This window comes from Rhodococcus sp. KBS0724 (assembly GCF_005938745.2).
In the GTDB taxonomy this organism is placed as follows: domain Bacteria; phylum Actinomycetota; class Actinomycetes; order Mycobacteriales; family Mycobacteriaceae; genus Rhodococcus_F.
Genome location: NZ_VCBX02000001.1, coordinates 3298802 through 3313174 on the forward strand (window position 1 = coordinate 3298802; position 14373 = coordinate 3313174).

General features: G+C 59.7%; 12 protein-coding genes. 7 read left to right on the forward strand and 5 right to left on the reverse strand.

The genetic code is table 11. From position 1 onward, the window contains the following. Positions 1 to 6: 6 nt before the first annotated feature. Both FFI94_RS15170 and FFI94_RS15175 read left to right on the forward strand, forming a co-directional pair. Positions 7 to 882, forward strand: coding sequence for a hypothetical protein (locus FFI94_RS15170; RefSeq protein WP_260684134.1), 876 nt, complete (start codon positions 7 to 9; stop codon positions 880 to 882). After that, on the forward strand, positions 861 to 1985 hold the full coding sequence (locus FFI94_RS15175; RefSeq protein ID WP_138868589.1) for a nucleotidyltransferase family protein: 1125 nt from the start codon (positions 861 to 863) through the stop codon (positions 1983 to 1985). The genes FFI94_RS15170 and FFI94_RS15175 overlap by 22 nt, the downstream gene beginning before the upstream one ends. 25 nt (positions 1986 to 2010) lie before the next feature. Here FFI94_RS15175 and FFI94_RS15180 read toward each other — a convergent pair whose 3' ends face one another. Further along, positions 2011 to 5355: a DUF4132 domain-containing protein gene (locus tag FFI94_RS15180; RefSeq protein ID WP_138868590.1), complete on the reverse strand. Its 3345-nt coding sequence runs from the start codon at positions 5353 to 5355 to the stop codon at positions 2011 to 2013. 168 nt (positions 5356 to 5523) lie between these two features. Between FFI94_RS15180 and FFI94_RS15185 the strand changes: the two genes are divergently transcribed. Beyond that, positions 5524 to 6282, forward strand: a complete 759-nt coding sequence (locus FFI94_RS15185) for a metalloregulator ArsR/SmtB family transcription factor (protein ID WP_221937792.1) — start codon at positions 5524 to 5526, stop codon at positions 6280 to 6282. A 474-nt stretch (positions 6283 to 6756) separates the two neighbouring features. Continuing rightward, positions 6757 to 7251 (forward strand): DUF664 domain-containing protein, encoded by a 495-nt coding sequence (locus FFI94_RS15190; RefSeq protein ID WP_138868592.1) that lies wholly within the window; start codon positions 6757 to 6759, stop codon positions 7249 to 7251. A gap of 50 nt (positions 7252 to 7301) precedes the next feature. Here FFI94_RS15190 and FFI94_RS15195 read toward each other — a convergent pair whose 3' ends face one another. After that, complete coding sequence (locus FFI94_RS15195) at positions 7302 to 8180, reverse strand: alpha/beta fold hydrolase (RefSeq protein ID WP_138868593.1); 879 nt, start codon at positions 8178 to 8180, stop codon at positions 7302 to 7304. A gap of 78 nt (positions 8181 to 8258) precedes the next feature. Between FFI94_RS15195 and FFI94_RS15200 the strand changes: the two genes are divergently transcribed. Continuing rightward, positions 8259 to 8744, forward strand: coding sequence for a MarR family winged helix-turn-helix transcriptional regulator (locus FFI94_RS15200; protein ID WP_260684135.1), 486 nt, complete (start codon positions 8259 to 8261; stop codon positions 8742 to 8744). On the opposite strand, the gene FFI94_RS15205 is transcribed toward FFI94_RS15200, so the two are convergent. Next, positions 8741 to 9763: a hypothetical protein gene (locus FFI94_RS15205; protein ID WP_138868595.1), complete on the reverse strand. Its 1023-nt coding sequence runs from the start codon at positions 9761 to 9763 to the stop codon at positions 8741 to 8743. The genes FFI94_RS15200 and FFI94_RS15205 overlap by 4 nt on opposite strands. Before the next feature lie 104 nt (positions 9764 to 9867). Between FFI94_RS15205 and FFI94_RS15210 the strand changes: the two genes are divergently transcribed. Together FFI94_RS15210 and FFI94_RS15220 are read left to right on the forward strand one after the other, a co-directional pair. After that, entirely contained in the window at positions 9868 to 10599 is a 732-nt protein-coding gene (locus FFI94_RS15210; protein WP_138868596.1) for a helix-turn-helix domain-containing protein, read from the forward strand. A 1013-nt stretch (positions 10600 to 11612) separates the two neighbouring features. Continuing rightward, positions 11613 to 12584, forward strand: coding sequence for a GGDEF domain-containing protein (locus FFI94_RS15220; RefSeq protein WP_260684136.1), 972 nt, complete (start codon positions 11613 to 11615; stop codon positions 12582 to 12584). Here FFI94_RS15220 and FFI94_RS15225 read toward each other — a convergent pair. Further along, positions 12581 to 13024 carry a DUF5709 domain-containing protein gene (locus tag FFI94_RS15225; RefSeq protein ID WP_138868598.1) on the reverse strand — a complete coding sequence of 148 codons (444 nt, stop codon included), beginning with the start codon at positions 13022 to 13024 and terminating at the stop codon, positions 12581 to 12583. The two genes, FFI94_RS15220 and FFI94_RS15225, sit on opposite strands and share 4 nt — an antisense overlap. A gap of 48 nt (positions 13025 to 13072) precedes the next feature. Beyond that, positions 13073 to 14248, reverse strand: coding sequence for a lipase family protein (locus FFI94_RS15230; RefSeq protein ID WP_260684137.1), 1176 nt, complete (start codon positions 14246 to 14248; stop codon positions 13073 to 13075). Positions 14249 to 14373 lie beyond the last annotated feature (125 nt).

The window sequence follows — 14373 nt, forward strand, 5'->3', positions numbered from 1 at the left end:
TCGTTCGTGACGGTGCGCGGTGCGGAGTACATAAGTTCGCAGTACCTATGGGTCGACGCACGTGTCACAGGAGCAGCGGTCCCGGAAGTCGGTGTTGTCGAACACAAGATCGCCGGCCCATGGGCCGCCAGCCACGAGGTGCACGCGCACATCGTGCCCAGTGAATCTGTATCCGGGCGCTGGGATGTGGCGATCCGTTCCACGCTGGACGGCGCGACCGAAACCTTGGTCGAGCTCGACGGTCTGCATACCGCCGAAAGTATTTATCGCACTGTGCACCGCGATGTGATGACCGCGGCCCGCATCGAGGAGTGGACACGCTTGCACGCTGCTTTGGTGGATTGTGGTGGTGTACGGGTGGCGATTGCCGGGCATTCGGGGGCAGGTAAGACCACGTTGGCTCTGGCGCTGGCCCTGCGGGGTGCGCAGCTTCACGCGGACGAGGGCATCTTCATCCGAGGCGAAGACGCTGTCGGTCTACCGCGTCGCATCCACGTCAAAGCGGGCACGTTCGATGTATTGCCGGAGATCAGCAGTCGCGAGCTTCTGCACCTGCCGTATGAACCCCCAGTCTGGACACTTGACCCGACAACTTTGCCCACGCCACCTGACATTGTGGCTGGGGTGCGGGGGATCGATGTACTGGTGATCCTCGCGGGGTGGAGTGACACGACGCGCGTTGCGCCAATGCCCACCGCTCTAGCCTTGCAATCGTTGGCCGAACAGTCAGCATTGTGGTCAGACGATCACCGGCTGACGCTTCGCAACATCGCTGCACTGCTGTCGACTACGGCTTGCTTCAGCCTCACTCGGCAGCACCTGGATTCCGGGATCGCCGCAATCGAGGATTTGGTGGCGTCATGCGTGACACGCAGTATCTGATCGCGATGCTCGACCCTACGGATGGAGCTGAGCTCATCCGTTCGTGTAGTGATGACGACTGGCCACGCCTCATCGACGTTGCCGCCCGCCACAAGGTGCTACCACTACTCGCTGCTGCAGCCGTCGACGCTGGGTTCGCCTCGATCCTGCCGCCGAGTTTTGCAACGATGCTGGCAACATCGACTGCCGTCGCTTCCAGTCCACAATTGACACTGAGCCTCGTTCACCATCGGAATGCAGTACGGATCGCCGATTTGGAATCCCAGCGGGACGAACTTCAGGAGATGCTGCGCGATAAGGGGTTTCCCACTGTTGCACTCAAAGGTGCGGCGCTGCTCGAACGCAACATCTGGCCCAATCCCGCGGCACGCCGAATGACCGACATAGATCTCTTGGTCGTGGACCAATCCCACGCCGTCCCCGCCAACGACGCGATCATCGACTTCGGGTACCGCATGGTGCGGTCCGACGAGGTGTCCACGGATTCCGTCGATCACGACGACCATCAAGAACCGGCACTGCTTCGAGACGATCGACATGGTTCCGTCGAAATCCACTCGCACCTTCTGCCTCGCTTTGCGCGACACGCGCTCACACGGGAACAAGCAGTGGAGAATATTGTGCCGACGGCAGGAGACAAACTTGCACTTGATGACGTGGCGCTGCACGTGATCGCCCATGCCCGCCTTGCCGACCGTGCATTACTACGTGCTGATCTTGCACTGAACAGCGTGTTCGACGTGGGATATCTGCTCGCCTACGAGCGGTCGCTTGGCTCCGTATTGGCGAGCCGCCCGATGCAGCGTGACGTTCGGCGTGCTGTGAACGTCCAGTTGGCGGCCGTGGAATCAGTCTTCGGGACAAGCGTTGTCGGCGCTACGTTGTCGGCACGCTTGTGGTGGCGATGGACGCTGTGGTTGGCGGAGCATCCGCGCGTACATTCGCTGTACCGGGATCTGGTCATGATTCCGTTGTTCCTCGATCGTGATCGGCTCTCGATCAGAGCAGGCCGGCAGTTGCGTGGAATCGCGTTGGCGCGCGCCAGGCTGACGTATTTCATCCGCCGCGCGCGGACTGCACTCGGCGACGCGCAGCGCACCTAGACGACAGGTTCGAGCCCATTCGAAGTCACGACGCAAAGTCCTCGAGGTCCGCGAGCAATTCCGACACCGTCGCGCGATCGACATCGGCCAGCGTGCCACCACGAACCTCGACCGAGACCAGCGTCTGATCGGGGTAGCCGTCGTATGGGCTTCCCGTTCCCATTCCGGGTTCGAGACCCAGCAGCACTGACATCGAGTCACCGAGCCGGTACAGCAGTCCCTGACCCCACGATGCCGGGTTCTCCCAGACGGGCTCCCAGCCTCGATATGTCAGCCGCAGAGCCTGACTCGGCGTTGCGGTCACCCCGGTGAACCGGTCCAGGCCGCTCCCGTTCACATCCTCGGGTTTCGGATCGTGTACCGGCCGCCCCAGCTGCGGGAACGGCTGCAGAATCTCGTGATCGGCAAAGACCTCGGACCAAGCACTGATCGATTCCGGGATATGCGCGGGGTGTACCAGGCCGATCATTTCCTCGGGCCGCGCGATTGTGCGATCGTCGACATCGGCACACGTATTGCCCACGGCGACCCGTAACACCACTGCCGGCGAGCCGTCCTCGCCCCACGACGCCCACAACAACCGTCGGACCAGGTGAACCATCAGCGGATGCCCCAGCAGATACTGCGAGAATTCGTCGGCGCTCCAACGGCGCCCGGTCACCATGGCCCGATTGAGCCGCTTGATCTGCTCGGTAGCCACCGCCTTGACCTCGCGTTTGAAGGCAGTGAACTGCGTGCGGGCGGCCTCGGCCATCGCAGGATCATCGCCTGCGATTGGCTTCGGCAAACTTTTGGCCTTCTTGCCCTTCTCATCGATCACGTACGGCACCAACGTCTCTGTGAATTCGATGGTGAAAGTGCGGCCACCGTAGTCGAGCACAGGCAGCTCCAGATCCGGGACAATTCGATCCCCGAGTTGATCCTGATCAAGCCCCAAACTTTCAGCAACCTCGGTGACGCGCTGAGCCGCACCGTTTTTCAGTGATTTGAACTTCATTCGCCGAGACATGTCGTGCAATTCTGTAAGCGATCGACTTGAACCGATTGCTGCCAGCGCGTCGAGCCCGGATTGTGCGCGCGCGGTGCCACTTTCGCCGGGCCAGCGCCGGATCAACGGAACCAGTGCAGCGACTGTCGAATCGTCGCCGAGGAATCCCTGAGCCAGGACTATCCAGTTGTCCTTCGACGGCGCCCCTTCGCCCCACCACCGCTCGAACAACTCCCACGCCGCAGCTGCCAACGACGACCTGTCACAGACCGTGGTAGCCACAGCCAACCCGGGGTACGGATGATCCGGCTTGCTGATCGCACACATCGTCAACAGATGACCGATTGCCGAACTTGGCAGTCGCGCCGACCGATCAGCAGTCAGGACAGGGGGAAGTGAGTCCAAATCTGCCCACACGCCGACACGGGGAATCTTCGCTGGAAGTATCTCCAGTGGATCCTGCTCCAGCATCGCTCGCAATACCGCCACAACGTCAGAGCCGTACTGCTCCGCGATCGAGCACACGTGATCATTTCCGCATCGACGACCCACAGCGCGCAGTGCCACAACCGCATGATCCCGGAGCTGACCAGGCGATCCCACGGCATCCGGGGCCAACAACGCGATTGCATCGTCGGCATTACGAATCAGCCACTCCGACGCGGCTATACGCAAGGTTTTCCGAGTTGCCAGGGCAGTGGCCTGCAATCGCGCCACTGCGATATCCACGAAGGGCAAAAGGTACGGTGCCGCCGCGCCGGGGTGCGCCCGCGACAGCTGCAACATCAAGGGGAGGGCCTCGAGTTCGAATCGCTGCACCACCCGCTGCGGATCATCCAGTTCGGTGCCTCGCCACTCGGTCAGCAGGGGCCGCGCTGTCTCGTCCGGCGCCAACAGGAAAATCGTCATCGCCTGCCACTCGTTGACGATGTGAGGAGAGGGATCTTTGACGTACTGTTTTTGGAGATCCCACGTCGTGTACGAATAGTCGTGCGGGCGCGCCTTCAGCTCCTCGAGTTCGCCCGGGAGCCAAACGACCTTCGATATCGTCGGTGCTACCACCCCCGTGATCACTACCGGTGCAGGGCGTTTCTTGACGCCGACCCATGGAGGAGTCACCATCAGCGGCGGCAGATCGTCGGCCAGCGGAATTTCTGCTCCGAGTGATCCGAGTCGAGCGATCGCACTGGGCGACAATTCGGGTGCTATCTCGATCGCCACGTCCGGATACGCCCGCGCGTGGCGATCGAACAACGACCAGTTCTTCTGCGCGAGAAGACGAAATGCACGCCGCGGATAACGGGCCATCGCGTCGAGCAAGACCGGACGGACACCCTTGACGTCGACGCGCTCGAGTATCGCGCGGAATGCGTTGTCGGTCGGAATGCCGACAAGCACATCCAGGATCTTCGAGCGAACCGCGGACTGTTCGTCGACGCCATAGCCGCCAGGGGAATCGAAGGCATTGGCCAACGCTCCCGCCACTTCTACGCCGATTCCGTCGACTATTGCCGCGAGCAGATCGGAATCGGACACCCAATGCGGCGAGGCCTGCGCTGTGAGAATCGCATCCAAGTGCTTCGGAGACGAGACGGACGCCAGTGCCTGCATCCGCCAGTGCCACGTCGGCGCTGTCTCGCCGAGGACCACGTCGTCAGCCCAGTCACGTTCCGTGGGGAACAGGAAGGTGGCTGTCATGGCTCGGACCGCGTTGGTGCGTAGTCGTTGTGCCGCTGATCGGGCTGCCTCGTATTCGGCTGCATCTGCGATCACCAGCAGCTCGCGCAGTCTGGTGGAGACATGCGCGCGTGGCCCGTCGAAGAACTGCGTTTCCAGTCGTTCGTCACGGATTATTTCACCTGGACTGGCATATCCTTCGGGCTCTTTTGCTTCGTCAGGAGACCCATCGTCGTAGTACATGACGTAGACGTCGGCAGTTGCCGTCCAGCCGGCGCTCGGGCCTGGGCGGGCTCGTTCTCTGTGCTGATACCGCAGATCGGACGACTCCAGCATCGCTTCGACAGCGCCGGCAAGGCCCAGCTCGGAAACCCAGAGGTCCGCGAACTGCGTGGTTTCGGAGTCGGGGCCGTACCAGCGTCTGGTCAGAAGCGTGAACAGCGCAGCCGCGCCGAGTGGCGAAACGTCCCCTTGTCGCTGACGACGTGCAGCCAGAACGTACTCGTTGACGTCAGGCGCCTGTTCAAGTTCCCACGTCACCCACGTACCTTGCACGCGCAGACGCTCGTCGACGGCCGATTGAGGGTGCGGATCCAGTTCACGAACTGACGGCGGAAAGCCGTCTCGGCGTGGGTATTTCATTGGAAACCACTCTGCCGGCGCCTCGAACGCAGTGAGGTCAGCTGCCGTCTCGATCTCGTTCACGCAACTCCTCGGGTTTGTCTCGACCCGCCTCGCGAACTCGGGGATTGCACGATGGTAGCGATGCAGACCGACAGGTTTGCGGGAGTTCGAACTTGTCGGTCTGTTATGGGACGATGGACATGCAGGTAAATGACTGCATATTATGTGTCCATGGCGTCATCTACCGATCTGGTTTTCAAAGCACTGGCGGATCCAACGCGCAGGTTCCTTCTCGACTGCCTCCGCGAAGACAATGGTCAGACGCTGGGGGAGTTATGCGAGCGTGTGACCATGACCCGCCAGTCGGCGACCCAACACCTGGCCGTGCTCGAGGCGGCAAATCTGGTGAGCCACGTACGCCATGGTCGAGAGAAGCGTCATTATCTCAATCCCGTTCCGCTCGAGGAGATTCGCGAACGGTGGATTGACACTTTCGAACACTCGCGACTTCAGGCGCTGAGTGCAATCAAACGACATGCGGAGGTAGCAATGACCGTCAAGCCCACCTACAAGTACGTCACCTACATCGAGAGCACGCCGGAAGCTGTGTGGCGAGCGCTCACCGACGCTGACATCACAGCGGCGTATTGGGGCCATCAGAACGTCTCGGACTGGAATGTCGGATCCCAGTGGGAACACCGTCGCGCCGATGGCTCCGGTATCGCTGACGTTGTGGGCTCGGTGATCGAAAGTGAAGCGCCGAATCGACTGGTTACATCCTGGGCGTCTCCTGATAATCCCAACGAGGACGCCGCCTCGCGGGTCACCTACACAATCGAGCCGTACGGCTCGATTGTTCGGCTCACCGTAGTGCACGAAAACCTTGCCGACGATGACGCGCGCAACAGCATTTCCCGGGGTTGGCCGGCAGTTCTCTCCAACCTCAAGTCGCTGCTCGAGACCGGACACGTCCTTCCTGACACGCCGTGGGAGATGCCGACCAACTGACGGGCAATCGGGCCGGTCCACGGGGAAGGGGAGGACCACGTGAACCGGCCGCCGGCAAGCCCAGGGGAGTGATTGAGGTAGTGTCGTGCAGCGCCCAGGGGGGGTGAAAGTCGGCCTACATCAGAGAAAACCCATGTGATAGTGCGGTTTTCGGTCGAAGTTGGCTGTTCGGACGGGATTGTTCACTAAAAAATCGACGTCCTGCCGCCACTCTTGTACTCGAAGTGTTCAATATCTGCCGCTGACAGAACCACGTATTTTTCCGAATATATCGGCACAGTCACGTAAGCACCACGACACCTCAGGAAGACAACTATCCTCACCACCACCTCAAAAAAGTCCCACAAATCGCACAGAAGAGGGGAGTCGGCGGCGGCGGACGTCAGCGGATGGGGGATCGATCGTGATGTCAATGTCGCTGCATAGGGGGTTGTCGACGCGAATTCTGACGGCTGGTCTCTTACTCTGCCAACCATGACAAACCACACTGGCAACGATACGTACCAAGCCGTCGTATCCATCGCGGACGAGTCCTTGGTCGCGATACAGGCGATCCTCGCCGATATGACCAGCGAGCAGGCCAACCGTACCCCTCGCTTGCCAGGCGCTAACAGTCCATACGCAATAGGGACCCACTGCGTCGGCATGGTCGACTATTGGGGAGGCTCACTGATCGCCGGTCTGCGCATCCCTCGCGACCGTGAAAGCGAGTTTCGCTCGCACGGAGACCCGAAGCACCTGTGCGCCGAACTCGACCGTGTCCGCGAACACTTTCCCCAGCAGGCTGCCATCGCCCTGGCTGAAGGCGTGCGTGACCGAACTTTCACCGGCACCACCCGCAGTGACACCGTTCGAACCGCCAGCGCCACGTGGATGCTGCTGCATATCGTGCGCGAGCTATCCCAGCATCTCGGGCAGCTCGAAATTACCCGCGACCTACTGGCCGCCGACGATCATGCGGTTGACTGAACCAGGCCGGTACCGCGGTAGCGAATTCGCCTTTGCGGTTCGCCAACTGATTAGGACCGCAGAGCAGAGCAAAGCGCGTCGTTCAGGTCTTCTGCCGGCACCATCGGCAGGCTGTGGTGTGTCGCCGAAACGAGAATCAAAGTCTTGGCATGGGGGAGTGATGCACCGATCGACTTCGCAACCCGGCCACTGTCGTGAACTTTGCTTCGCCCAGCCAGAACCACCGTGGTGCCGACGGAAAGTTCTGCAAGTGCCTTCCTGTCGGGCCGCTTCGGCACGATCGTCTTCGATTTTGGAAAGTGTGCTGCACCAAGCGCGAGGAGGGACATCCAATCCTCGTCCAGGAGTGCGTCGTCGGTTTCCCATTCGATAAATTTCCGTTCCCGTTTTTCGTTCGGGCGCAGGAGAATTGGCAGCGCATGCATCAGGTATTGCATTCGCATTCCGGCGAAGCAGGAATTGGGGTCGATCAATATGAGCCGGCTCAATCTGTCAGGGTTGCGTAGTGCGTAGGCTAACGCGATCATGGCTCCGTACGAGTGACCGATAATGCTGGGGGAGTCGAGGTCCAGTCCGTCCATGACACTCTTCAGCCAGTCAAGTAGGTCGTCGACGCACTTCATCGGTTTGCCGCGAGCGGTACTGCGTCCTGCGTCCCCCATCAAATCTACGGCGTAAACCCTGTTCCGGGCGCTGAGTGCAGACACATTGCCAAACCACACCGTTGACGTTGCACCACCTCCCGGCAGAAGAACGACCGGAGGGCCGGATTCAGGGCCACATACATTGACATGAGTTGTGCCGTAATCGGATTCAAGCAGGACGGACGTGGTGTCGACTGGCCATGCCGACAGTACCGAGTCGTAGGCAGCGTAGAAGGCAGCACCGATATCGGTTGCCGCGAATTGATCGATCGATGATGTGGGCATTGAGAACTCCATCCTCATTTATCTCGATAGTCGAGATAATAGACAATGGAACTAATTGCGTCGAGCGAAGGAGTGGAAGTGACCGATACGAATGGGGCGCCGACTAGCAGCGGCCACGAGACGGTGCATCTTCTGCGGGCGTTGATCGTTCAGCTGGATTTGTTCGGTGCCGAGTTCGCAGCGGAGCATCAACTCCATTCCACAGATGTACGCGCGCTGATCAGCCTTCTTGACGCTGAACGTGCGGAACAACCAGCAACGCCCGGGTGGCTGGGTCGACAGCTGGGCTTGAACTCCGCATCGGTAACAGCCTTGATCGACCGTATGGAACAACGAGGCCTGGTGGTTCGAGAACGCGATGGGAGCGACCGTCGACGTGTGATCATCAGTGTTACCGGCCGCGCCAAGAAGCTGGGATCGTCATTTTTCGGCCCACTGATCGGCCAGGCCACAGACGTCTTGGAATCCTTTTCGCTGCCGCAACTAGAGACGATCGGTGAGTTTCTGACGAAAATGAGTGCCGCGGTCGAGGCCACCCGAGGTTCGCAGGCACCAGGCGATTAGACAGGCGCCCAGAGACTCTCAGCATCCTGCTGCCACTCGGTCATGTTGTCGTCGACCGTGATGAAGCAATTGTTCAGCCAGAATGTCGTATCGGGATTCCAGCCGGCAAGCACAGTGGCACCTGAGTTGCGGGGCAACGGAATCGTGACCCCAGGCGTAGTGAGATACCCAATCATGCTCAGGTGAACTGCGTCGTAGTCGATGACTACCTTGCTCCAATCCGGAATGAACCAGTCGCGGTACTCGCCCGTGGTCTCGTGCCAGACGTGGCGGCGCGACGCCGGCACGGCGAGGGGATAGGTGTCGACGAGGTAAGCCCAGTCCGCGGGGCTGGTGATCTTGTACACCCGAGGTGTTCCGTGGACGCTCACCGGCCACACGTGGGCGATACTTGATCCTGGGTTGTCTTCAACGAGCATCAACTCGATAGCTCCGAGGACATCCCTGGCACGAGATGTGTCGTATACCCCGTTCGCGGCTGGGATCGACCACCATTCACCGCCGATCTGCCTGTCAGGATCTGCTTTCAGATACTCGACAAACGTCGCTTCATAGTCCAGTGTGTGCGCTCGCCACTGCTCCAACCCGTCCTCGAACTGGCGGATGTGCAGGGGAGTCACCTCGGGATCATCGGTACGGTCGTATTTCTGAACGATTCGCTGATTAACGAGGTCGACGGGCTCGGCCCACCACTGGGTATGCGGTGACGCCAAGACTGCGCGAGCGATGGGGAGGAGGAGCTCAACAACTTCGGGCCGAACGAACATGATGTCGTCGTCGTCCGGTGGCTGCCAGTACCGTGCACAATCCACGGCATAGGCGAGTCCGTCGAGAATGTCCATTTCGGACAAGGCGGCAATTGCTTCAATGTCTACGTTCGCGAGTGCATCGATCACGTCGCCAACCGTCCGGGGTCGGCTGTACCCCGACGCTTGCTCGTGCCTGCTGCAGGCATAGCCGATATTTGCGCAGAAGAATCGACCACGTGGCGAGCCCATCAGCGCTGAGGCGGTGTCCATGAGCTCAAGCTAGTCGTCGGGAACCGAACTGCCCTGCATTTAACGGATGCCGAGGCGTACAATCAAAACACGGTTTACTTTCATAGCTTGTGCAAGGGAATCTGATGGTTGCTACACGGAAGCACAGCACCGGCGACTCCACGTCACAAGCGCGGCGAGCACGCCTGCATCTCGTCGCAGATCTCACCGAGACTGATGCCATTGCGGTTCGTGCTGCCGCCGACGTATCGGCTGAACAAGCCGACTTGGTTATGCAGCGGTTGATTGCAGACCACAAAGTCACCTTGACTCCCGTTCCTACTTCCTCGAACGGGGCTGACGAGTTGACTGAATCATTCGCTGAGGCGGACTCCGATGACATTTCTCGGGTTTCATCCGCAGTATCTGCTGGTGACGATCTGGACGAAGCATCCTGGGGTCCGGCGCCAACCCAAGCTGAAGCACTTGAAGCTGTGGTGGGGGACTTGTCCGATCAATTTGCTGTGAGGCAGGCTCTCATCGACACCGGACTCACCTGCAAACAGGCGGCACACTTACTGGGTGTTCGTGAGCAGGCAATCACGGCGAAGATTGACGAGGGCAAACTGATCGGCCTCAAGCGCGGACGTGAATGGCGTTTGCCCGCATGGCAATTCATTCCTGATGGCGCTTCCGGCATCATTCCACGCCTCGATGCACTGCAAGCCGCATTTCCTGGTGGACCGGTAAGCCTGTCGGCCTGGATGAATAAATCCAGTAGCGAATTCAAGGGACGTACGCCGGTTCAGGAGATACTTGCGCACGGACCTGACGGCGTCGTCGCACATGCGCAGCGTCTCACTGCTGCTGCATGGTGAAATCCCTTGGGTCACCGCAGCGGCCTCTGAGTCTGGGTGGCGTTCTGTGGCAATGGATTCCACCCGGATCAGGATCAGGGGAGCCATAGCAGTGGTGTCGTATCTATCATCGCGGGGCGCACGCGCCGGATGGTGCGACGTTTCGTTCGTTCGGACCGGGTTCAGCGATGACGATCAATGCCTTGCCCGCACTCGCTCAAGGTGCGGTGCCCAGAGAATCAACTCAGAAATGGGCCCGCGCAATATTCGAAGACCAACCGGCCGGCGATTCCGTCAGCGGGATTCAATACCGGACAGCGTATGGAGACGGCGAAGCGCTCGCGTTGTGGGATTGCAGGATGAGGAAACGACGGATCGCCGTCGAGACCGTCTCCGAAGCTGTGTGCTCAATCTGTGTCTGATCCTTGGGGAAGGTTCTCCAGACGTCCAGATCTACGCTACTTGACATAATGTAGATTATCGGCAAATTGTTGACCTGGGGATATGTGGTGGATGGCCTGCGCAATGCCATGCCCCTTGATGCGTGTCCGCGCCTACCTACGCACGCCCCATCTTGTACATCCGCGTGTGTGCCCGACTGGTCGCGGCCGCGCCAATCATTCGCCGCCCAGATCTTGCATCCCGGCCACGCCCGAACGCCCAGGCCTGGCACTAAGGCAACCGGCGTCGCCTGGTCCAGATATGGGCACATGACGGCCCTGGGCGAGATTCCGATCAACGGCTGGCGCCTTCCCGGTTCCGCGTCCCCCAGCTCAATACGTCACAGTGACGTATTGAGGCAATTTGAGGGGTGCCAGAAGCCTCGAAGAAATTCGATATACGACTAAACTCGTCAGCGTGCCCACATTCCCGCTCACGAGTTCGCGAGGCCCACGCCCTCAGTGAAGCCAATAGGTGAAGTGGTCGAACGCTGGCTCGCCATGCCTGACCAATTTGATCGATTTACCCGGTTGCTTCGTGGCAATGGGTTCTTGAAAACCACACGAATACTGATCGGCCTCATGGTTGTTTCCATGGGAATCACCGTTGTGGGAAAACGCCTGGGAACGGCATCCGATCAAGTAAGCAGCATTCCGCTCGACCTGATCGTCGGTGTACTCGCGCTGATAGGTGGATTGACATACCCGGTATGGACGACGACGAGAAACCGCTCACTTCAGTTTGTCATCGCCAGCGATGTGTCGATCGCCATTATCGTGCTCACTGAAGCGGATATTGATCAGCGACTTCTCGGATCGCTGGTGTTCGGGCTGATCGGTACGTATATCGCTTTCTTCCATAACATGCGTGCTCACCTCGTTCACCTGCTGTTTTCGATCACCATCGTCATCGCAGCATGTTGCGGCGTATTCACCGAAGAACCGACGACTTTCTTCGAAACTTTTGGACGAATCCTATTTGCGGTGAGTGTCATCAGCGTCATTCCGTTCCTGACACAGATTGCGTTGGTACTTCTGAGCAACGACGCGCAGGGTTCGGAGCTCGATCCGCTAACCGATCTTCTCAATCGCCGCGGTCTGGCTCGTCGTACAGCAGAGTTGATTCGATCCAAATCCGGAATCGGCCAATCCTTGTTGGTTGTTGTCATCGACATCGATAATTTCAAGCAATTCAACGATACATTCGGACATGATGTCGGTGACCGTGTCATCATCCGAACAGCGAATCGATTGACCGGGTGGGCGCGATCTGATGCGGCAATTGCCAGAGTCGGCGGTGACGAATTTATCGTGGTTCAGATCATGCCGCTCTCTGATGTTGGTGCACTTATCTCGCGAATTCACCCCGCAATGAATACACCGATTGTGGAACCACGATCGACAACAAGTATCGGAATCGCTGTTCACAATGGCAGTTGGCCGGATTCGGATACTGAGGAAGCCGGAATCGATGCTCTTCACCGCCTGGCCGATTCTGCGATGTACGAGAGCAAACGACTGGGCGGAAATCACGTCCACACAATTGTCATGACGTCGCCCAGCTAGTCCTCGATGATGTGAATGGCAGCTTCCTCCGCTGATGCTGCAGCACCGTCGACACCGACGTCCTCGGCCACCAGGTTGCTTTCCTCGTCCTCGTACCGGCCCTCGTCCTCGGCGACAAGGCGTCCTGCGCGGCGGTTGCCCACTTCACGATCGGGTGGAAACTCGGTTTCGCGGACAACGTCTTCTGCGTCGCCTGGTTCGTTCAACGGATCTCCCAGCTTCGCAGCGGGGTCGGGTTCTTCTTCGGCCAGGCGTTGGTCGAGGGTCTCCCCCGTTTCCGTGTCACCGAGGGCATAGGGACGCTCCGGCGGCGAAATCCCCTCGTCGAGGATGTCGTCGACGCCCCGATCTATCAGGGTGTCTTCCGGTTGCAGTTGGTCGTCGGGATCGAGGCTGTAGTTACCTTCGGCTGCTGCGCCGGTATCGTCCGCATCATTCATGCCTTTACGATGCCACCGCGCGCAAGATTTGGCCACGTAACGCTCATGTCAGCAGTTACTCGGCGCTGGTCGACCGGCAAATCGGTCCTGGAGGTAGTCGACTGCGGCCGGCAGTCCGATGGCGCCAACAGTGAGGTGATCCAGATTGGGGCCCAACACACTTTGGATTGTCGCGCCTGCTGCGCAGTATCGGGCCATCGTTGCGACGACGGAGTCGACCGGAATCAGATTGTCTGTGGCACTGTGCCATTCGTAGACCGGCGCGGTCGGGACGCCGGGATACAGTTCGACACTGTTGTCGTTCATGACGCTGATGGCGCCTGGATCGTCGAGCATCGATGTCGACTGCGCTACGTCGGTGGCGCTTCGACCGGCTCCGGTGATGAGGAGTTGGGTTGTGCAGGCGTTGGACAAGTCTGCAGCCAGGGCATGTCCGACACCGTTGAGTTGGCTGGTCAGTGGTAGTTCGGTCGGGTACTCGCGTTCGAGGCCCAGTGCAGCTGCAAATGCCAGACCGAATGCTGGATGGGGATCGCGGCCGAGGGCGTTTGCCATCTTGGTGATATTCATGGGTACGCCGCCTTCGGCAACTCCGACGATGTTGATTTCCGGGGCATAGGTCGGGGCAAGTGCTGCTGCCCACGCTGTTGCCATACCGCCGCCGGAATAGCCTGCGATTCCGACGGGGCTGGAGGTGAGCCCGAGTTCGGGCAACTTCTGTACCGCACGGATTCCGTCGAGTGTGATCTGGCCGCCGAGGCGCGCGGCGCCGTAGGCGCTGGTGGGACCGAGATGGTCAGGAAGCGCAATTGCCCAGCCGCGTTGTAGTGCGATGTTCAGTGCGACGGCTTCACGGTAAGTGCTCCGGGGGTCGGAGCTGTAGAGCGCTCGCGATGGTGCGCATTCAGTTCCCAGAGCGTTGACGATGTGCTGGTACGACAACAGGGGTCCGTCGGGTGCGTGATTGGCAGGGATCACGACGGTGGTGACGGCGACTATCGGATTGTTTGCCGAGTTCAGCGATCTGAAGTTCACCTGCCAGATAGCGGCTCCCGGAAAAGTGAGGAGGTCCGGGGCTCGTCGGACGGAGATGGGTGTGCCGACGGGCCCGGTTGCAGCTTCGGTTTGTGCGTAGAACGGGTCTGGGTCCAGAGAAGCCGGCGCAGCGGACGCTGTTATCGGGTTTGTCGAGAGCGCTAGCACTGCAATAAGCGTAGTCAGCATCGGCCCAGCAAGCATCCGTCTAGTCCTGAATTTCAATTGATTCCCCTCTACCGGTAAGTCGATCAGGCACAAACTCCCCCGTAGGTGCCACTCTGCACCTTAGTGCGTAGTAGTACCCCGCGGAT